This window comes from Paenibacillus sp. FSL L8-0502 (assembly GCF_038593055.1).
GTDB classification, from domain to species: domain Bacteria; phylum Bacillota; class Bacilli; order Paenibacillales; family Paenibacillaceae; genus Paenibacillus; species Paenibacillus polymyxa_D.
This window is the reverse complement of the sequence record NZ_CP151958.1, coordinates 2,730,687-2,753,485: the sequence shown is the minus strand read 5'-3', so window position 1 is coordinate 2,753,485 and position 22,799 is coordinate 2,730,687. Positions and strand designations below refer to the sequence as shown.

The window sequence follows — 22,799 nt, the reverse complement described above, 5'->3', positions numbered from 1 at the left end:
TCCTCGTACGAATCGTTATAGATTCTCATAAAACTGCTTCATGTCTTCAAACTCATCCAGATCCAAACCACGTGCTCCCACATCCGATGGTGTTAGTTGCCGTCCGGATTGGTCCAGACAATGCTGAATAATGCCCGACAAATGATGTTCAAAACGCAACTGAAGCATTCGGATAGTATCTGCTTCAAACGCGTGACGGTTATAAAGCATGCAGATGGAAAGCTTACCGTCTTTCAGCCGCCCATCCAGATAGAGGGGATAGGCTAAATCAGAAACGCTACAATTCTGGCCGGACCATAATTCAGCATCCATAGGCGAAGTATGAAAGTGAGAGGAACTGACCGGTTCAGAATGAATCAAGCGGAAGCCAATTTCCGGGTAATACTGAGCATTAAATTCTGATCTGCCAGAGGATGCAGCTCCATATTTTAGTAATCCATATCCTAAACCCTGGTTGGGTACTTGCCGGACCGTCTCCTTTACGTTTCTGAGCAAAAGAGAACTGTCTTCTCCAGGCTCCATATCCAGAACAAGCGGATATATGGAACCGAATTGACCTACGGTTCTTGAAAGGTCCGGTTTGTCCGAAGTCACAGTTTGTTGATCCCGATCATAATGCTCAAATCCAATGGCAATCTTAGACTGTCCAGACCATTCCACTATAGTCAGTCCCAATGCAGCAAGCAGTAACTCAGCGGTCACCGTATTATAGGTTTGGTTAGCCCGTGTTAACAGCTGGCTTGTTTTCTCGTCCGAAAGCTGTATGATGCAATGCTCTACTGGACGAAGTGCTTCTGAATGTGCAGGTGCCTTATGATCCTTCGGTATAAATTCGCCATCGAAATTAACTTTATCCAGCCAGTAGAGTTTCTCTTTGGCCAGCTTTTTGCTGTCTGCATAGTCTTCTAGCCACCGCATCCAGGAGCGGTAAGAATCTGTTTTGTCAGGAAGCACTATCAGCTCCCCGTGAAGAGCTTGTTCATAGGCAGTTGTGAAATCCTCAAGCAGGATACGCCAAGATGTGGGATCAGCCACTAGCGGATCTACAGAAAGGAAGAACTGGTCGGAGCCCGACATCCGGAATAAGCCTGCGCGTACTCGGGGTCCCTCAAACATTCCATAACTATTTTGAATTCGGAAGCATTCGCTCTGTAATTGCTTGCTAGCCTCATGGTCATCATCTACAAGTGAAAACACATCAAGCGTGAACCATTCTTCATTTTCATCTCGGTATACAAGGGCAGACGGTTCGTCGATCGACGCCAGGCCAAGTCGTAATCCCTCATGATGAGTAGTTAATGTTTGCAGCACAGACCGTAATAGAGCCTCATCGAAATGCGGGTTGCCTGCAAATAGCATGGATGTTGCCGTCCGTAAGGTGTAAAATGTACCCAGTTCATGCATCTGCCGTTGAATCGATGTTATTGGAATCTCTCCATGTATTGAATTCTGGTCTGTGTAGCGGAATAAAGTTGTCACAAGCTTGCTGAGATCCTCAATGAACGGGTGCTCCATCAAGAGAGAAATGTCAAGGGAATAACCATGCTGACGCAGACGTGAGGCAACCTGAACGGCCTTAATAGAATCGCCGCCAAGCAGAAAAAAATGATCTCGAACGCCTATATGATCACTTCCCAAAACGTCTTGCCATACCACGACCAGCGCCCTTTCCACATCTGTTCTCGGAGCAACATAATCCGTCTGTAAAGAGTCATGTCGGTCCGGCTCAGGTAAAGCTTTTCGGTCCGTTTTTCCATTGGCCGTAAGGGGAAGCTGCTGCATAGGCACCACATATGCTGGAATCATATAAAACGGTAGCTTCTGCTTGAGCGCATTCTGCACGTTCAGCGGACTTAATGGCTCAGAAGCCACAAAGTATGCACACAAATCCTTGTAGCCGTCTTTGTTCTCCCGTGCTATGACTACTGCTGACTGGATTCCGTCTACAGACAGCAACTGCGCTTCAATCTCGCCCAGTTCAATACGATATCCTCTTACTTTAACCTGTTGATCGATCCGCCCCAAATATTCAATGTTGCCGTCAGGCATCCAACGCGCCAAATCTCCTGTGCGGTACATCCGCTCATAACCCTCCGCTCCGCTGTTAAACGGATTAGTAGCGAACTTCTCCTTGGTCAATTCCGGTCGATTAAGATAGCCACGGGCTACTCCTATACCACTGATACAAAGTTCTCCCGCCACTCCAATCGGCTGCAATCGCTCCGTACCTTCCTGTACAACATACAAATGAATATTGTCAATCGGTTTACCGATCGGGATCACCGAGTGCTCTTCCACAGGCTCGCATTCAAAGAATGAAACGTCTACAGTAGCTTCTGTTGGACCATATAAGTTAATTAGTTTTGCGCTTCCAATCCCTGACATAATTCGATAGAAACGCGCCACCTGCTGAGGAGGCAATGCTTCACCGCTGGCAAATATATGTTTTAACGTTTTCAATTTTGCTTGCACTGTTTCCCTTGGCTGCTGCTCCAGATATTCCAGAAAAATATGCAGCATCGCGGGTACAAAATGAAGGGTGCTTACCTTGTCTTCATTAATCGTGTTCAAGATCTGTTCGGGAGACTTTTCTCCGCCGATTGGCAATAAGCTTACTTTAGAGCCTACCATCGACCACCAGAACAACTCCCATACGGATACGTCAAAAGTAAAGGCAGTTTTTTGCAAAATCGTATCTTCTGCGCTTAGGCCGTATCTATTGTGCATCCAGCAGAGCCGATTCACGACTGAGCGGTGTTCAACAATAACCCCTTTCGGTTTCCCTGTAGAACCGGATGTATAAATGATATAGGCCGCATGGTTGGGTTCTGCTATAGGTTCAAGGTTGGAGGCATCTTCATGCCAGCTACTCATGCAGTCGGTCGTAGGCTCCGTCGACCTGGATGCTTGCAAAGCCATGATCGTGGAAGCATAATCCAACACCATTACCTTGCAGTCCGCATATTGCTCCAGCTCTTCTGCAAACTGTGGTTGTGTCAGCACCAGTTGTGTTTTCGAATCTTCAAGCATATATTGAATTCTTTCCTGTGGGTATCCCGGGTCAATGGGTACATAAGCTCCACCTGCTTTTAGAATTGCATAGATGCCAATCATCATCTCAGGTGAACGCTGAGCGATAATCCCTACCGGCTGATCCGGTCCCACTCCTTCCGCCCGCAACGTTCGCGCTAAACGATTCGCCAGCTCATTCAACTCTTGGTAAGTCATACACTTATCTCCAAATATGATTGCCATGTCATTTGGAGTCCTGCTAACCTGCTGCTCAAACCTTCCGTGAATCGTTGCATCCCGCGGAAAATAGGCGGAGGTGTTGTTGAACTCATATAGTAATAAGTGCTTATCTTCTTCTGTCAGCATATCCATGTCAGCCAAGCGAATTCCGACATCTTGAGTTACGATTTCCAACACTTTTATATAATGGAGGGCAAATCGCTCAATTGTCTCCAGCTTAAACAGGCTGGTAGCATACTCCCAGGTGAAAGTTAACTGGTCTTGAGTTTCCGTTACATGTAATGAAAGATCGAACTTCGATACACCTGCATTAAACTCATTCGGTTGCAAACGAAGTCCGCTGAGTTCAATGACCTCTGTTCCCTTATTTTGCAGACTGAACATCGTATCAAAGATGGGATTGCGGCTTACATCGCGTACTCGATCCAGTTTGTCGACCAGTTGGTCAAATGGATATTCCTGGTGCTCCAACGCAAGCAGAGTGTTATGTTTTACGTCCTCCAGAAAAGCACTGAATGGCTGAGACGCCAGCGGTCGATTACGGAGAACTAAAGTATTCACAAACATGCCGATCATCGCTTCCGTATCCGCATGCCCTCTACCCGCTGCCGGTGTACCTACGAGGAAGTCCTCTTGCCCGGAGTATTTGCTTAACAGCACATTATAAGCTGCCAAAAGCACCATAAAGAGCGTTGCTCCCGTGTCTCTTGCCAATTGATTAAGTCTATCCGTCAGCTTGGATTGCACAATGAAGGTAAGGCTGTCCCCTGCGAAGCTCTGACTTGACGGACGAGCAAAGTCAGTTGGCAGGTCTAATACAGGGAGCTCGCCGTCCAACGTGTCTAACCAAAATGCTTCATCCTTTGCTTGGCTGTCTCCGGCATAATGTTGTTTTTGCCAAACGACATAGTCTTTGTAGTGAACGTCAATGGGGGCAAGTGGCATACCCTGATACCGCGTACTGATCTCATCCATTAATACTGCCATTGAGAAGCCGTCTGAAATGATATGGTGCATATCGATCAGCAACATAAATTGGTCACGATGGATTGCGAACAGCTCAGCACGAATTAAAGGAGCCTTACTGAGGTCAAATGGCTGAATAAACAGTTCACGGGCGTGATTAGCATCCTCTTCGGAAATTGGAGTAACAGGAATGTCCAGTAAAAGCACATCCTGTACCTTCTGCACGGTTTCCCCGTCTACTATCTCAAAATACGTCCGAAAGGATTCATGCCGTGAAAAAACCTCCTTCACTGCATCAATGAACCTGGAAACGTGTAACTCTCCCTCTATATGCAGTTGACCCGATACATGATACGCTGCACCTCCACCCAGTTGATCCAGCACATACATTCTTTTTTGAGCGGGAGATACCGGATAAAAGGGCTGTAAATCTGCCGGAACAAGCGGCTCAAACTTTCGCTTTTGTCCTCCTTTTACATGTGCCGCCAGTTGTGCAATCGTTTGCAAATGTAAAATTTGTACCAGCGGAATATATACTTCGAATTCCTTGTTAATTCTGCTTAGAAGAACAGTCGCTTTTAAGGAGTCTCCACCCATTTGAAAAAAATTATCGTTGTATCTGATATCAGATACATTCAAAACTTCCTTACATATGGATATCAGTTTGTCCTCAGTCATATTGCTGTCAGAAACCTGCTTCTGCGAGTCCTCTATCCTGATATCTTCTGGTTTCGGCAATAATTGAAAATCCGGCTTCCCATCAGCCAAAAGAGGGATACTATCCATCAGAACCCAAAAGCGAGGTTGCCCATAATCAGGAAGTATTGAGCTAACACTCTCTTTCAGCTTCGCTATATCCCACGAATTAGAATTATTGTCCACTATATAAGCCACTAGATACGAAGAGTTACTGCTCTCACCGTCTTTCCGTGCCGTCAAAACACAGGCATCCAAATCCAGTGCTCGCAAAAGATGTTTCTCTATCTGCTCAAGATTCACTTGATGACCGCGAATAAGAACATCTCGGTTGGCTGCACCGAGATGTCGAATTCTCCCTCCAACCTCGATATAAGCCCATTCCAGCGTCGTTCCCAGTAAACCAGCGGATGTGGCCAAATATACTTGTCCGATGGTACCCGTAGGAGACGGATGTTTATATTTGTCAAGGACACAAGGATAATTCCCTTTAGAATCCGCGTATGTCCCCCACACTTCCAAAAGCCGCTCCCTTTCCGTACTTCGAAGCAAAGACAGCGCAGATATCCGCATTCCGTCTTCCTGCACAACCGAGCTCAGCAGATGTAAAAAGTATTGCGCCCATACTTCCAGAGTGTCTTGTTGAAAAAGACTCGCAGCATAGTCGAAATCAAGCCGCAACTGCTGACCAGACTCCGTAACATTCAGAAACAACTCATATTGAGTGGACAATATTTCATGCTCCAACAATTCTGTTTCCAGTCCGTAATAGTGAAACTCTGGAATGGGCCTATCCATATTGAACAACACGTTAAGGACGGGCAAATGCCTTAATCCTATCTGGGCAAGTCCGGCAAAGCTGTATTTCTGATAAGCATCCAGCGTATGCATTACTCGCTTGACCGTCTGTGTGAATTCCGTGAACGTTGCTCCAGAGTCTACCTCACAAATCACTGGGAGCAAGTTAACGCAGTTGCCAATTAGCGGGGACACACCCATATGAGATTGCCCTGCGGTTGGAATACCTACCATGATTTGATTCTGACCTGTCACTCTGTGTAAAAAAAGCTGGAAAACAGATAATAAAGTCACAAACATGCTGTTGCCAAGCCGAATACTGACTGATTTCAGTTGCTTCACCAGAGGTGCATCCACCACAATGGTGTGCCGTGCTCCGCGCGAAGAAGGAGAGCTGATGTTGCGTTGGAGAGACGGCAAGTCAAGGGCGGGCAATGGCTTCGCAAGTACATCTGACCAAAAAGCAAGGGCAGCCGCTCCACCTACCTCTAACTGGTTTTGCTGCCATGCTGCGAAATCTCGAAACGGAACAGGGTCGGGAAGCGTGCAGTGTTTCCCCTGTACACAAGCGGAATAAAATTGTTCCAACTCATGGAAAAACACTCCGATGGACCAGCCATCTGCAATGAGATGATGAAATGTAAATGCAGCGATGTGCTTCTCATTCGACGTTTTTAAAAGCCGGATGCGGAATAAAGGTTCGCCCGCACTTATTGGGAATACGGTCTCCCTATCCTTCTCCATCCAAGCACGGATATCGTGTTTCTGCTCCTCTACAGAAAGACTGCTGATATCATGTAGCGGAATGCTGACCGTCATTGCCGGGACGATGATCTGCGTTTCTCCGTCCTCCCCCATAAAGGTCCGCAAGGCTTCGTGACGTTTAACAATGCGATGGACAGCTTCATTAAATTCCTTAAGATGTAGCGGACCCCGGTAACGCAGTAAAACAGTCTCATGAAGCGACTGCGATTCCTTTGAATCCGAGACCGAGGCGAACCATAACTGCTTCTGATCCGGAGTCAGCATAATCGTCGATTCCTTAAGGTCTGCAGTTGCAGTTTCAGGAATAAAAGGCTTGTTTAGATGGTTTTCATGAGGGTACAGATCCGGCAGAAATCCTCCTTTGCGCAGCTCATTAACACTCTCTTTAATTGCCTGTACAATCCGCTCTATATCTTCCGTAGTATGAGCCGTTGACAAAAAACAGTTCCGGCCTTCCCATATATAAATTCCTTTATCCAGCATGTGATAGAAGAATAGTTCCAAGTCACCTTTAAGGATGAAACGGAACAAGGAACCGAAGTAAACGACCTTTATAGGTATCTGTTCCTCCATAAAATAGTGATTCAGTTCTACTGCGAACGCCTTCGTACGACTATTCAGCTCGTTATGCAATTGCCCCCTGTCCTTCTCCAACTGCTCTAGTACGGCCAGGGAAGCTGCCATAGCCAGGGGGTGATGGCAAAAAGTTCCCGCTACAAACGTCCGCTGTTGCTCATGCGGTGGATAAGAGTCATCTCCGAAGCTCCACACTCCTCCATCAATTCCATCCATGAACGATGCTTTCCCTGCCACGATACCGATGGGAAGCCCGCCCCCAATGATTTTACCGTAAGTTACAAGGTCGGCTTCAATCCCGTACCACGCCTGCGCGCCCCCCGGCTGAATACGGAAGCCTGTAATTACCTCATCAAAAATGAACGCGGTCCCGGATTGCTCCGTAATCTGTCGTACTTCCTTCAGAAAAGCTGCGGGCTGGAAATCAGGGCGACGACTCTGCACGGGCTCTATGAGAACAGCAGCCAGTTCATGGGCATGGGAGCGGATATATTGGAGTGACTCGTCCGTTCCATAACTGAGCACAACGACATCGTCCACCATGTGCTGTAGTACACCAGGTGCCAGGGGAGTGGAATGTTGTTCCCTGTCATCCGTTGTCCCCCCCAATGCCAATATTCCATCAAAAGTACCGTGATAGGAACCAGAAAAAATCACCACTTTATCCCGCCCGGTGGCAGCCCGAGCTAACCGAAGAGCCACCATAATCGCCTCTGTCCCCGAGTTATATAGCGCCATTCGTTCCATGCCTGTCATCTTGCAAATCTTTTCGGCAATCTGCCCGGCCATATTGGACATCGGTCCAAGGCACATTCCGTTATGTATTTCCTTTTCTATCGATTCACGAATAAAGGATGGGTTGTGACCAAACAAATTGACCCCAAACCCCATCGTCAAATCAATATATTCATTACCGTCCAAGTCCCAAATTTTAGAACCCTCTGCACGCTGAGATATAATCTGATACACCATTTCCTTGAGAGCAGGCCTAAATCCGGCCACATTCCGGTTATTGGCGTATACAGACCTGTATTGCTGAGTATACTCTTTGGTCTTTCGTGTGCGCATCGTATAATGTTCAATCAGCTTTTGCAGATGCTTTTCCTGCCTAAGTGAAAGTGAATTATGGGCTTGCACATTTATTTTTTGATAGGGAACAAATGCTTTCGATTCTTTTCCGTCTGGCAAAACAGTTGACACGGAAGCCTGTACGGGGGAAACAGAAGTAACTGTGGCAGCTATCTCCTTCATCGCGGATGTCTGAGGCTCGACAGCAGTTTGTAGTGAAAGCGATTCAAGCATTGCCACTGGTGTAAGCCGAGATTGACACAGTATTTCCATTTGCTGCGACATAAGTTGAAGTTGCATTTCTAAAATTCGTTCTCTCCCCGCAAATATATCCTCATTTGATAGCTTGCTTTCATGGGATGCGGGATCTTCTATAGGGGTAGTGGATTTTTGACTCCAGCCCGGCAAGACGGAAGGCACCGAAGAGGTGACACTGGACGACGCAGTCAACTGAAGCTCCTCCGAATTCCGGGTCAATTCTTCAGAGGTCGAGGCTACCCTATCAGCAATATAGTTTGTCAGCAACTCCAGCGTAGTCAGTGATTCAAAAAACTCGTTCATCGGGATATCCAAGCCAAACGTACTTTTAATGCTGTGTCTCACCTGAGACAGAAGAATAGAGTCTAAACCCAGTTCTAAAAAATGTTTTTGCGGCTCTAATTCGTCTGGACTGAGTTGGGATACACTTTCGATTATTTTTGACAGTTTATTAGTAATCGTAGATTTTTGCGGATTGGAAGCAGATTCCGTCGAAAAATACTCATTCACCATCTTTTCAGACTCCTTTACTATGGGGTATTCAAGGAATTAATTTTATCCTTTCCAACTATGGGCTAGCCTAAAAAACACGATATGACCTAGCTATGGGTACAAGATAAAGTTCTCATAAGAAGGTAAAAAGGAACGGTCCACTGTATAAGGAAACCATCCTTATACTAATAAAATATAATTATCCATCTGATAAAGCGAGGATCTAATTTGTTTTATTAAACCATTAATGGCTAAATTCGCTTATCTAACTTATTATGCAGGATATAGTTTTTTTCCAGTATTGATTCTTAAAAACTCATTTTTTTCTTTTACTCGCTGGCATGCATCCTCATAAACTTTAAAATTCACGACATTCAAAGCTCAAATTAAAGACTCAAAAGCTTTAATATGGTTGCTCTGCCCTTTACGAGCGATTACAACCACCTACAAAATATGACCTTTGTTGACTCCTGTCGATTCAGCGCTGCCTCACAGTCCAATTGTGATTTTCTCCCATTGGCTTTTACATAACTGATGCCCTCACTACTAAAAATGCCAAGTCCTAAGAATAGAACCTGACATTTAATCAAACTTGGAGCGTAAAGACGCCAAGGTGCACTTTACCCGATTTTTCAGCAAAATAAATGCGGGATTGGACAGTTTGCTTAACGTCTCACATTAATGTGTTCGCGTGTCAGAACGGGAGTCACTTCGTTTCTTGGCATTAAGCGAACCAGAACTGCTTTTGATCCGGGGTTAGTGGGATGACCATTTCATTCGCGTCCCCTGTCGATACTTCTGAAGGGTCGGATATAGGCAATCTTTGCTTACCTGGACCTGGGCCTTTCCCGTTCGGGGTCAGATCGGGCAAGAAGCCCCCTTTACGCAGTTCATCTACACTGTCCTTGACAGCTTGTATGATCCACGCAATATCTTCCTCCGTATGTGCGGTCGACAAGAAGCAGTTCCGCCCTTCCCAGATGTAAATACCCTTTTCCAGCATGTGATAGAAGAAAAGCTCCAGATCACCCTTGAGTACGAAGCGAAATAGTGAGCCAAAGTGAACAATTTTTATGGGTATCTGCTCATCAGTAAAGTAACTATTTAACTCTGCTGCCAACGCCGAAGTACGGCTGTTCAACCGATTTTGCAGCTGCTCCCCGTGGTTTTCCAAATAATCCAACACCGCCAAAGATGCCGCCATCGCCAGCGGATGATGACAGAACGTACCGGCTACAAAGGTTCGGCGATGCTCATTCTGAGGATAGGAATCGTCTCCGAAGCTCCAGGAGCCTCCGTCAATCCCATCCATAAAGGCGGCTTTCCCTGCTACGATACCGATTGGCATCCCTCCGCCAATAACTTTACCGTAAGTCACAAGGTCAGCTTGTACCCCAAACCACGCTTGAGCGCCTCCCGGTTGAATTCGGAAGCCTGTAATCACTTCATCAAAAATAAAAGCTGTACCAGATTGCTCCGTGATCTGGCGAACCTCCTGTAAAAAGGCCTTCGGCTGAAAATCAGGACGACGACTTTGCACCGGCTCCACTAGCACAGCAGCCAGCTCCTGCCCATGGGTACGTATATAATCCAGCGATTCGTCCGTTCCATAGTTAAGTACAACGATATCGTCAACCATGTGCTGCAAAATGCCAGGAGCAAGAGGTGTGGAATGCTCCTTATTGTTGCCAGCGCTACCCAACGCAAGCACCCCATCGAATGTACCGTGATAGGAGCCAGCAAAAATGGCTACTTTAGCTCGCCCGGTGGCAGCACGCGCCAAACGGAGGGCAACCATAACCGCCTCGGTGCCGGAATTGTACAAGGCGATCCGTTCTACACCGGTCAGCTTGCAAATCTTTTCGGCGACTTGTCCTGCCATGTTGGACATGGGTCCGACACACATGCCGTTCTTTAGCTCTGCCTCAATTTTTTCACGAATAAAGGCTGGATTGTGTCCAAAAAGATTAACACCAAAGCCCATGGTCAAATCTACATATTCATTCCCATCCAAATCCCAAATTTTGGACCCGTCTGCACGTTGAGATACAATTTGATAGACCATTTCCTTTAAAATAGGCCGGAAGCCAGCTACATTACGGTTATTCGCGTAGACAGACCGATACTGCTGAGTGTATTGCTTGGTGCTTCGCGTCCGAGCAGTATAGCGCTCAATCAGCTCTTGCAGATGTTGTTCTTGTCGGTGTGAAAGCAATTCATGGGCTTTGACCTCCAGCTTTTTATAAGGCGTAAACGGTTTTGCTTCATGGACTGCCTTCTTCGGAACAGCTAGTACCGGTGGAACAGTAGCTAATGCAGTTGCGACTTCCTGTTTGGTTTCAATGATCTCTGCGCTTTCTATATTTACTGACGGTAAAGCCCTTCCCGGTTGAGTTCGGAGCACATCAAGCTGCTGTGACATCACATGCAGCTGCTGCTGCAAAATCTTCTCGACACTCGCAGAAGTCTCTATAACCGTTGTGCTTTGAGATGGCTCTTGCCCGGACGTAACTATTCCATGAGACGATGTACCAATTGCGCTGGATTCCTGCCCTGTCCAAGTTGATACTGTAGTAGCATCTACCCGATTAAGGGGTATTTTCGGTTGTCTTTCCACAGCACCAACTGCTGCTGTCTCGTCTGAATAGGAAATACTCACCTGATCTGCAACGTAGCTAGTCAACAGTTCGAGCGTGGTCAGCGATTCAAAAAATTCATTCATTGGGATATCCAGGTCGAATGTATCCTTGATACTGTGGCGGACCTGGGACAAATTAATGGAGTCCAGCCCTAGTTCTAGAAAATGTGTTTGCGGTTCCAGTTCCTCAAGACTAAGTTGTGATACATTACCGATCATTTTCGCTAACTTTTGTTGAATGGAAGATTTATGCTGTTCAGTAAACGACGCTGACGTCGAATACTCATTCTCCATAATTTCAGACTCCCTTACTATTGTATTTTTATAAACGGATGCAGTCTGCTCCGTTCGAATCTGTTCTGGCACATGAATCCAGCACCTTTTCTTTTCAAACGGATACGTAGGCAAAGAAACCCTTTTGTACGAGTGACCTGCGTATAGCGTGTCCCAGTCTATCTGTGCCCCCTGTACGTACTTCACTGCTACTTGTTCCAGTGCTTGCAAAGTGTCCGAGCTTCCGACGGCTGTTTTTGTACCACCACTGCTATCTACTTTTCCAATGTATACACCTTCAATGGCCTTGCCCTGCTCATGAAGCTGAAGTAATTTCGCTTTCAGAGCCTCCGCTCCTTCGGCTATCACAACCACTCGGTATGTTAAGTGGCTTCTGCCCGTGTTAGCCGTATAGCAGACATCCTCCATCTGCAATTCTTCCTCATGTTCAAAGCGATCCACGTACCGTGCAATCAACTCGCTTAAAGCTCCTTCACTTCGCGCGGACAGTGTCAGCAGCAATGGCGATGATTCATTTTTTCGGTCGGTGGCTTCTTGATCCGCACCCTTTTTCGCTATATATTCTTCCAGCACCACGTGGCAGTTTGTCCCGCTGAAGCCAAAGGAACTCACCCCGCATCTTCTCGGAAATCCGTCTGTCTTCCATTCCCTTAGTCTAGTGTTGGCATACACCGGAGATTCTTCGAAATGGATGTTCCGGTTGGGTGTGCGAAAATGAACGAGCGGTGCAATCTGCTGATGCTTCATCGACAGCACACATTTGATCAATCCCGCAATCCCAGCAGCTTCGTATAAATGCCCAATATTCGTTTTGACCGTGCTTATCGCCACAAACTGCTTGCGCTGTGTAAATCTGCGGAAAGCCTGGGTAATGCCCTTAATCTCAACGGGGTCACCCAGCTTGGTGCCAGTACCGTGAGCTTCAATATAACTCACTGTCTCGGGATCAATCCGTGCATCACGCCACGCCTGCGAAATGACTTCTGATTGAGCCAGCGCATTGGGCGCAGAAATTCCAATCGTACTGCCGTCCTGATTAATCGCGCTTCCTTTGATCACACCCAGAATGTGATCTCCGTCTTTTTCCGCTTGACGAAGCGGCTTTAAGAGAACGGCTCCAACGCCTTCTCCCCAGCCTGTGCCGTCCGACTGATCGTCGAATGCTCGTGCCCGGTCATCGGAGGATTCCATGCCAATACCAGCTTTCAACGGCAGCAAAATAGTCTTCACTCCACCGGCCAAAGCCATCTCGCAGTCTCCATTTAAAATCGACTTACATGCCAGGTGCACCGCCACGAGTGACGAGGAGCATGCCGTATCAATGGTCAGTGCTGGGCCTTTTAAATCAAGCAAATACGCAATCCGGCTGGAAATAATGGACGATAAATTACCGATGGCAAAGTTTGGAATCGCGCCTGGTTCCACCTCGGACAACAAACGCTCGTATTCAAAGCTGGTTTTGGAAAAACCGACATACACACCGACCTTTTTGCCAGCCAGCTGCTTCCCTCCATACCCCGCATCCTCAATCGTACTCCAGGCTGTTTGTAGAAATAAACGTTGATTCGGATCCATGAGTGAGGCTTCCCGTGGAGTCAACTTAAAGAAGGAGTAATCAAACTTGTCTACTTCATCCAGATAGCCGCCTTCTGCGATTTGCATATTCCTTCCTTCCGTATTCAAACGGGAAATGAAATCTTCGGCATCTTTTCTTCTTTCGTCGCTGTACGGGCCGATATTGTCAACGCCTGATGCCACATTCGTCCAAAACTGCTCCAATGTTTCCGCTTGAGGAAACTTACCTGACATACCGATGATGGCGATATCCCGGTCCTCCGACTCCTCTTTGGATTCCAGTTGCGGTGCTGTAATCACCTTATGACCTAAATTCTGACTGGATATATATCCAGATAGCTTGGCGATAGTCGGATAAGAGAAGAAGTCCGTTACCTCAATATGAATCCCGAGTTGTTCCTCTAATTGGTCCACGATCTGAACGAGTTGTAAGGAAGTTACGCCGATATCAAAGTAGCTGTCTTCCTTCCCAATTGATTGTACATTTAAAATAGCTTGGCAAATCCCAATCAGTTTTTGCTCGATTTCACCCTGAGGCACAGGGGCATAGTTCGCTTCCTGTATATTTCGAGCGGCCTCGGTCAGGGATGCCAAAACTACATCAAATTCTCCCTGCTCGTAGCTCTGAGCCAGCTTGTAGCGCTGAACCTTTCCACTAGTAGTTTTGGGAATACGGCGGATTGGAACTACATCTTGAATATGCCATCCTCCCCGATAATTCAAATGGCTTTTCAGCCTTTGGACTAGTGGCAAAAATAACTCTATTTTTTTCGTGTGCATCACAAAAACAACAATACGATCCTGTCTAGTTTGTGCATCATGTACACCGCAGACGGCTACTTTCCCTAGATCCACCCCGTCCAGTTCCTCCGCAATCCTTTCGATATCATGCGGATAAATGTTCTGGCCGTTCACGAAAATAATATCCTTGGCTCTGCCTGTAATCACCAATCGTCCGTTTCTCATAAAACCCAAATCTCCGGTAATGAGCCAGCCATCTTCTGTCTTGACCTTTGCGGTAGCCTCGGGATTGTTATAGTACCCGGCAGTCACATTTTTGCCGCTAATTTGGGTGTATCCGATTACATCATCCTTTAGCACCTGATTTTGCTCATCACAAATACGAACAGAGGTGCTGGCCATGGGGTAGCCCAAATCCGCAAATGTAAGACAACGTTTATCGGATGAATCTACTTCTTCTATAGGTTCACCTACATGCAGTTGCTGCCGATTTAAATGAATAGTAACAAAATTATCTTTATCCAAAGGTGGAGTAGAAACACCTACGCTTGCCTCTGCCAAGCCGTATACAGGATACATGATATTTTTTTTTAATCCATGTGCACTCATGGCTTCCATAAACACATGGCAAAGCTCCACCGATATGGGCTCAGCCCCATTTAAAATCATGCGAACACTTGACAAATCCCAGTTATCCGCCGTTTTAGATTTATATTGATCCAGGAAAAATTTAAAGCCAAAGTTAGGAGAGCAGATTTGAGTCACCTTATGTTCCGACACCTTTTTTAGCCATAAAGACGGGCGTCTTATAAAAAGTGCTGTCGGCATAATAAGCTGCTTAGCATGAGCAATGACACAGGTTAAATGGAAAGCGATCAATCCCAAATCATGTGTGAGCGGCATCCAGCCTAGATACGCGTCACTTGAAGTCATTCCCGTTTGACTGGCGATATCCCGAATATTGTATACGAGATTCTCATGCGTTAGCATGACTCCCTTGGGATCACCTGTCGAACCAGAGGAAAATTGAATAAACGCCAAATCTTCCGGTCTGGAATCATGAATGATCCCTTTGTTCTGATCGGAATAATCAAAATCATGGCTAGAAAAGGTCGCTTTTTTTACAGAATCAAAGAAATCCAGCATCTCATGCTGGTGAGAATACTTTTCTAGCTGCTCTAATACCTTATGATCCGCAATCATGTAAGGGGAAGTAAGGGTACTCCAGATTTTAAACAGCTTCATTTTATGTTCATCATTATTCCCGATACTTACAGGTACGGGGACGATTCCTCCGAGCAGACAGCCCCAAAACACATTCACAAAGGTGTGATTTTCTTCAATTTGCATAATCAGCTTATCTCCAGGCTGTACTCCTTTTTCCTGCAATTGATAAAGCACCTGCAGTGCTTGCTCCAGAAGTTGACTGTAGCTTACATATTCCTCCTGTGTATCACCCGAAATGAAAATAATCCCGTTTTCAGCTCTACTGGCTCGGTCCTGAATGATTTCAATTAATGTTTGAAACTGCTCCATTCTGATCCCTCCTTAAAAGGTCTAAAACTTGCTCCTGCTCTCCTGCAGATACTTGTTTGGTTTGCAATATCAGGCGAATACACTCCAGCGCTTCGCGTCTTAGTTTATAAGCAGAAGAAGATCTGCCCGATTCTATGCTTTTGAGTAACTCCTCCAACCTGCGAATAGGTAAAATAACCCCATTATGATACTCATCCTCATTCCAATTGGCATTGGGTGTAGACACCGCCACCGCCAGTGGTTTGACCAACCAATCACGGAGCGAAAAACGACGTTCCAGTTCAATCCGATCCAAGTCTCTGTCCAAGGAAAGAACTTCAAAAGCGATGTTGGTTTCCTTCGCCAAGTTTCTCAGCACCGTTCGCGGTCCTAATTCAATTCCCTGCTTCACCCCATGTTTCTCCATATACTGCATCGTTTGTATCCAACGCACTGGATGGATCATTTGCAAATGCAAACCTTGACGAATGCTGTTGGCATCCGTATATGGCATTGCTGTAACATTAGAAATGACAGGCCACAGCGGTTCATGAAACGTATATTTTTGCAGTTCCAATGCTAATCGATCAGCAGCATGCTGCATAAGCGGGCTGTGAAAAGGGCCGCTTACCTGCAAACGGGTAATTTGGAACCCACGTTGCTCTAATTGCCCTTCCACCGTAGCAACAGAGTCATGATGACCAGAAACGACGTATTGATAAGTAGAGTTATAACAAGCGATGGTAATAGGCTGACTGGTTACTGCATAGTGATCGCACAGCTCTTCTAGCAGCTTTAAATTAGCTCCCCGAACAGCAATCATGCAACCCACTCCGGCCTCTGAGGCTTCTTCCATAAAGCGCCCCCGTTCTTGTACCACCCGCAAAGCATCGCCAAACGACAAGACTCCGCTGCTTACCAATGCAGAATACTCACCCAAACTATGCCCTGCCGCAAATTCGGGAATAATCCCAACATCGTGCATGTAACGTTTGAATGCGATTACACTGATCGTGAGTAGTGCAGGCTGGGTGTAGGATGTTCTTGATAATTGGGAGATGGGTCCTTCCATACATAAAGTTTTCAAATCATATCCCAAAATATCAGCAGCTTCTTCAAAGATGAGATCTGCCTCTGAAAAACCTCCTTGCCATGCCGCTCCCATCCCGACATACTGAGACCCTTGTCCCGAAAAAAGCAAAGTCATGCTACTCATGTCTAACCCCTTTCCTCACCATAAAAGGCGGTAAAACAAAAATGTTTTTTGGGATTCAGATGTTCACATTCCTATGTATTTAAGATAGATACAGCAAAACAGTAATCGACTGTAAAAGTGAATCGTTTTTGAGTTTCAAGATGTAGTTAGAAATAAAAGTGTGTTTGTAGTCTGGGAAGTGTAAAAAAACTGGAGTGTGCTGGAAGTTCAGACTTGATACTTAGAAACTTCAGCATCATAGATGAGTGTAGTAAAATATAGATTAAGGCTATTAATTTAATATAAACATTAAAATGAATTAAAGTACAGTGATATATAATACATATATTTTATAAACGCAAGTAATAGATTGTGATTATATTTCTTGCTTGGCAACCAACTTGTAATGCGTTGCAGTCATTCCGCGCGAAACTGCGGATGCTTTTTTCGTGAAAGCTAATAACTGGCATCTGTCGTTAAAATAAAAAAGCCGCCAATTTGGCGACTTCATATACATAGTTATTGTCCTTCCAGTAATCGACGTTTAGGCATCGTCATAGATACGTAGCTAAATAAGTAGAAAACTGCAAAGCCGTTTATCTCCTTATGTAGTTTCCTTAATGACTACAATGAGCAAGCGGATAGTGTCGATCATCCACTGACCTCCTTGGTTAAGATTTGGCTTAATCTTTGCCTCAATGGCGGGTAGATGGACTCTTTGTCAGCAGATGTGACATCCAAGAGCATCCTTGATCCAGTGCAAGGTGCATTGGAGAACACAGCGTCAAACTGAACATCTGTCCGAAAATGACAAGCCTCTTGCAGGTAGATATTCAGTTCAGATCAGCGGTTTGAAATCTCAATTTTCCCACATATTCATCAACATACTTTTAGATTTGTTTATTTTCTGAATTCGGCTTATCAAAACCTAACAGCACTACCCTTTGAGGTGTAAATGAAGTCATTTGTTGAATCTTTTTTTGCTTTTATCTGATAATCATTGATCTAAAAATCACTTCGTTGTGGCCTCGTACAAACGCTGTAAAATGGTAACAGCTTCAGCCCGTGTGACTAGCGCTTTTGGGTGAAGGTATCCTTCATTAGCGGTAAGGACCCCCATCTTGGTTAGGGTGTAGAATGCTTCTGCCTTTTGATCCTGGGAATCTCCATCATAGGAGTACTCTTCTCCAGTCTTGTCGATGTACAGCACCGGATAGTAGGCCGAGAAATTATCATTGTAATTGGCTTGACGAACTTTCATATCCTTGTACTGCGCAGCTGCGGAGATCACTTCCTCAATCTCAGGATGAAGCGTCTGATTGGTATAATTCGTCCGAAGAGAGGCAATCATCATCACATCCCAGCGGGTCAGTGGTTTGTCAGGCTTGACATAGAATTGATAGTTTGGATATTTCCCCCCAACACTTTCAGCATACGGCCAAACATAGTCCCCGTTGAATATTGCTGCAAAATCTTTATTCGCCCAGTGTTTACGCGCATCCACAAAATCGGAAGATTCGCCGGAAGAACGATCAATTTCTAGAAAAAGCTTGTGAAACATATGTACAAATTCCGCTTTCGTTATGGTTTTGCTTGGCTTGAAGGTCCCATCTTCATAGCCCTTGACAATGCCCTTATCGACCATGGAACGAATCGATTCGGCAGCCCATTCATATTTTGTTCCTTCCACATCAGAAAACGTGTTTGCCGCGAAGGCAGATTGACCGAAAAACAGTGTCGTCGCAACCAACGGGGCGATAAGCCATTTCTTTTTCAACATCTCTTTCCACTTCCTTTAGGTAAAATTTATGTATAAAATAGTTCTCTAGACTCAATTTTATATCGGCATTTCAAAAGAAAATGATGATATTAATGAGAAAATAGCGTTGAACTATCGTTCTCAATTACTTTAGCGAACTTCACCCTCCAGTATTCGCATTCTTTTCTGCTAAACCCCTCCTACTTTCTTCATTTGATATTTCCAATAAAGCAATTCTTCATCCTTGTGACAAATTTGAAATCCTAACTTCAATAACAAATTCTTAGAGCTGATATTGTCAGGTACGCATCTTGCCGTTATGATTTGGACTTCTTCATGATTTAATGACCACTCTATTATTTTTTGAGCGACTTCATAGCAATAGCCTTTGCGGCGATGGCTTTCATTCGTTGCAAAACCGATCTCAATCATACCGTTCTGGTCAGGATCTCCTAAAAAACCAATCCCTCCAACAATTTCTTGGTTATCCTTATCTACAATGATCCAAGAATCAAAACCTCTAGTGCCATTATTTTTATCAGGCCCCGGCTATTCATCACTGGTTTTATAACCCAAAGCTTCAATAGCACCTATATCACGTCGGGCTGCTGCTTCGATTAAATTAAGATCAAGTGTTTTTAATAAGAGCCGATTCGTTTGAAGTTCATATATTGTCCACCTTTCTATTTACTTAGATTGAATCTTTCATTCAAGAAATCTGGTTGTATTTGATCCAATTGGAGTAATTCCCTTCTATCCCACTTTGCTAAAAATTGGAAAAGGGCAGGAATGAACATACGTCATTCCTACCCTCATATCAACTGCTATTTGGGCCACAAAAAAATCCGCGCTGAAACAACACGGATTGGACTCATTATAACAGGTATCCCTAAGGATCTGGTAATATCCGTTGTTCTTAACTAATTCCGAAGCTTTCAAATCCCACCCGTAATACAAAAATTGGGCAGAGAAATAGTAAGTACATGAAAACCCCTTTTTATGGAATTGGATTAGTAAAGAACAGCTCTAGACAATAAAATCTCTCCTTAGTGAATTACCCTTATTATACCAAGGCCAATTTTATCTGCTGACCTTTCACTTGTTACAAAAGCGTTTTCCCAGGTCCTCCGATTTTGACTATATTTTGATACCATTCATCCGGAAAGTAACCATCTGGGATTGCACATCGAATGTAGCCTCCGACCTTTAAATATCTAAAAACATAACTTAGCTGCTTGAACTCCTTCAGCGTAATATGCAACAATAATTTTCATTAATGTGATTAGAATACTCGTTATTGAGTGATAACCCTACAGGCCTTTTCCGCCTAGGGCACGCAGTTTAATAGGCTCCGCTCCGACAATCAACGGTCGGCCGCGTTGTATCGACGCCAGTACCTCTTCGTTCTTAAGACTGGCTGCATGAGCATCTGCATCTTTCCACACTTCGGTCACATACACCGCATTCGGGTCGTCGTCTGACACATTGACTATATACAAATAGCAGTCAGTATTCGACTTCAACAGATCGGCCGCTTCTAGCAAGATGCCTGCAAGAGCATCCCTTTGCCCTGGAAGTGCCATCAACTTTCCATACATAGCAAAATGGTTCATGATCCTCATCCTACCCTCGAGTGAAATTTGACTTCATCTTATCATAATGTTCCGCAATGTCAGCGTAATTTCAGCAAGTTTCTCCACAAACGCTAAAAAATAGTCGGTACCATTCCTCCATCCATACGGATTGGAGAACCTTTAAATGCAGATGCATAAGGGCTACATACAAATGTAGCTAGTCTTCCTATTTCAATAGGCTTGATAAATCGCTGTATTTCAGATTGAGGCAGGTTTGTAACCATAAAATCTTTCTCTTTTTCTGAAAAAGTCATATCTTCATGAGGATACATACTCTCAATTATTTGGTGCACATTCTCAGAGAGCGTTGGTCCCGGCATGATCGTATTGACTGTAACTTCTGTTCCTATTGTTAATTTAGATAAGCTTTTTGACAATGACAACAACATAGATTTTGTCATACCATACTGAGGCATTTGTCCTGAAGGCATAATTGCTTCTTCACTCGCAATAAAAATAAGGCGACCATAATCATTTTTCAACATTTTAGGTAAATAAAATTTTGATAATCCATTTGCAGCAAGAACGTTAGTGCGGAAGTATTTTTCCCATACTTCATCGTCTACGTCCACATATTGCATAATTTCATAAATACCCATATTGTTAACTAAAATATCAATTTCGGGGCATTTTTCAAATAAGGCTTCTCTTTGTCCAATATCCACAATATCGGCTGTAGCATTTTGAGGGGAGGTAGCTGGGAAATCTGACTTAATTTCATTTACAGTTCGTTCTACCTCTTCATAATTTCGTCCATTAATTAGTACATTAACACCTTCTTTGGCTAGTTCAATGGCAATTGCTTTACCTATGCCTTTCGTTGATCCTGTAACTAAAGCTGTTTTATATTTTAATCCCATATCCATAATACACTTCTCCTTTTTTAAAACAATTGTGCTCCGGATAGTGATTATATTATCTTGTCTGGATTGTCCAGTAACTAGCATATTGCGCCAAAGTTCTTGTTTAACACGCCAAATGACAAAACTCATTAGGCAGTCCTAGCGTGCTCCTGATATCGAGTTTGTACCTAAATGTTCAGTCCGCCAATTTGAAGGCGTATCCCCCTCCCATTGGCGGAAGGCGCGGTAAAACGAGTTTTGATCTTCGTACCCAATCAGGAATGCTACCTCTTTAATATCGAGCGAGGGGTCTGCCAAGTACTCTCGTGCCTGCTCATGTCTAGCTTTTGTCAATAGAATCTTGAAGCTCGTATTTTCGTCAGTAAGACGGCGCTGCAAGGTACGATCGCTCATACTGAGCTCCTTCGCCACAGCCTGAATGTCGGGGCGCCCTCTTGTAAGGCTGCGTTTCATGATCCATTTGACCATCTCGGTAATTGAACGGCTGCGCTGCTGTTCATCCAACGATCGGTCCAGAACAGGAGTCAAGATTTCCAGCAACTCTTCGTTGTACGAGACAAAGGGGCGGTCCAGGTCTCTTCGATGTAGCGTCAATCGGTTACATTTTGCACCAATCCGGATACGACAGCCGAAATAAGCTTCAAGGGCTTGTATATCGCCCATGTAGTGCGAAAATTCAACAAGCTGCGCTTTCAAAGGTTGACCTGTGCCCCGGCGCCCAATCTCCAGAAGACAAGCCAGCGTGCTACCAACCAGCATCGGCGGACCAGACTGCTCGGGAGATAGCCACTCCAGATCAATTGTACAGTGCTCGCCCTCCTCCGTGATATGTAGGTTTTCCGGGGGACACAGTTGTTTGTACCGAGCCATTCGGTTTAGAGCGTCGCGATAGTCCCGAGCGTGGTAAGTCGCTAAGACAGTCGGTGGGTACTTTGCTGTATCAAAGACGGTCACAAGCCTGATGATTCCTTGGGCTGTGTCACCAATGAGATCAGAATATGCCTGCCAGATCGCGAAATATTGGGCGGTGGTGACTACTGGTTCAGTAATAATGGTGATCGGCAGTCGTGCTTTGCGTGCTACGTCGTGGGCGCCAAACCCTAACTGACATAATCCTGCCCACAATCCTGGCGGGAATTTAATACGCTCAGAGGTATGAGACTTCATATATATGGGCCTCCTTTATATACTTACATATTCATTGGTTTTGGTTGCGATGAGGTCCCTCTTAAGTACACATAAGAATACTCTTAAGTACGTTAAGGTGTCTACATTAATGTAATAAGCTGTGGAAAATGTTACATCATATTGTTATCTGGGCTACTTTCAATCAATGATGAGTGATTTGGCGAATTACTTAATCATGATAAAATTCTGTTAATGCATGAACGACTCATTCTCAACACCAAAAAACACACCCATATGTTTATGAGTGTGTTTTTAAAACCCCAAATCACCGACACTCCTAGGAATGTCATTCCCTTAATACTGATTATTCTAGCTCTTTCATGGATTATTTTATGTTTTCATGGAAGATTTAGAGTGAAATGTGTTGATTTAAGGAGGAAATAGCGGATTTAATTTTTATGTAAAAACATCTTCTTCTCTTTACGTGTAAATTAAACCTATTCGAAATCTCAGCAACTTAAAAATGATCAAGCCATAGAATTCGGTTGTGGAGCGATACCCGCTTGAGTTTTATGGTGGGCAAAAC

General features: G+C 44.8%; 7 protein-coding genes and 1 pseudogene. All 8 read right to left on the bottom strand.

The features are described from left to right. Nucleotides 1-15: 15 nt before the first annotated feature. A complete protein-coding gene (locus NSQ57_RS12095) occupies nt 16-8,892 on the bottom strand; it encodes an amino acid adenylation domain-containing protein (RefSeq protein ID WP_342426089.1) in 8,877 nt (2,958 codons plus the stop codon). A gap of 703 nt (nt 8,893-9,595) precedes the next feature. After that, on the bottom strand, nt 9,596-15,655 hold the full coding sequence (locus NSQ57_RS12090; RefSeq protein WP_342426088.1) for an aminotransferase class III-fold pyridoxal phosphate-dependent enzyme: 6,060 nt from the start codon (nt 15,653-15,655) through the stop codon (nt 9,596-9,598). Beyond that, nucleotides 15,630-16,850 carry an ACP S-malonyltransferase gene (gene fabD / locus NSQ57_RS12085; RefSeq protein WP_340957687.1) on the bottom strand — a complete coding sequence of 407 codons (1,221 nt, stop codon included), beginning with the start codon at nt 16,848-16,850 and terminating at the stop codon, nt 15,630-15,632. The genes NSQ57_RS12090 and fabD overlap by 26 nt, the downstream gene beginning before the upstream one ends. 991 nt (nt 16,851-17,841) lie before the next feature. Then, the gene (locus NSQ57_RS12080; RefSeq protein WP_069011333.1) at nt 17,842-18,609 is read right to left on the bottom strand and encodes an S-layer homology domain-containing protein; all 768 of its coding nucleotides are present in this window, start codon (nt 18,607-18,609) and stop codon (nt 17,842-17,844) included. 168 nt (nt 18,610-18,777) lie between these two features. Beyond that, nucleotides 18,778-19,260 (bottom strand): annotated as a pseudogene (locus tag NSQ57_RS12075) (GNAT family N-acetyltransferase). Between the two features lie 638 nt (nt 19,261-19,898). Next, the gene (locus tag NSQ57_RS12070) at nt 19,899-20,201 is read right to left on the bottom strand and encodes a putative quinol monooxygenase (RefSeq protein WP_029518474.1); all 303 of its coding nucleotides are present in this window, start codon (nt 20,199-20,201) and stop codon (nt 19,899-19,901) included. Nucleotides 20,202-20,293: 92 nt separating this feature from the next. Beyond that, nucleotides 20,294-21,088 carry an SDR family oxidoreductase gene (locus tag NSQ57_RS12065; RefSeq protein WP_069011331.1) on the bottom strand — a complete coding sequence of 265 codons (795 nt, stop codon included), beginning with the start codon at nt 21,086-21,088 and terminating at the stop codon, nt 20,294-20,296. A 135-nt stretch (nt 21,089-21,223) separates the two neighbouring features. Further along, entirely contained in the window at nt 21,224-22,252 is a 1,029-nt protein-coding gene (locus NSQ57_RS12060) for an AraC family transcriptional regulator (RefSeq protein WP_069011330.1), read from the bottom strand. Nucleotides 22,253-22,799: the final 547 nt, after the last annotated feature.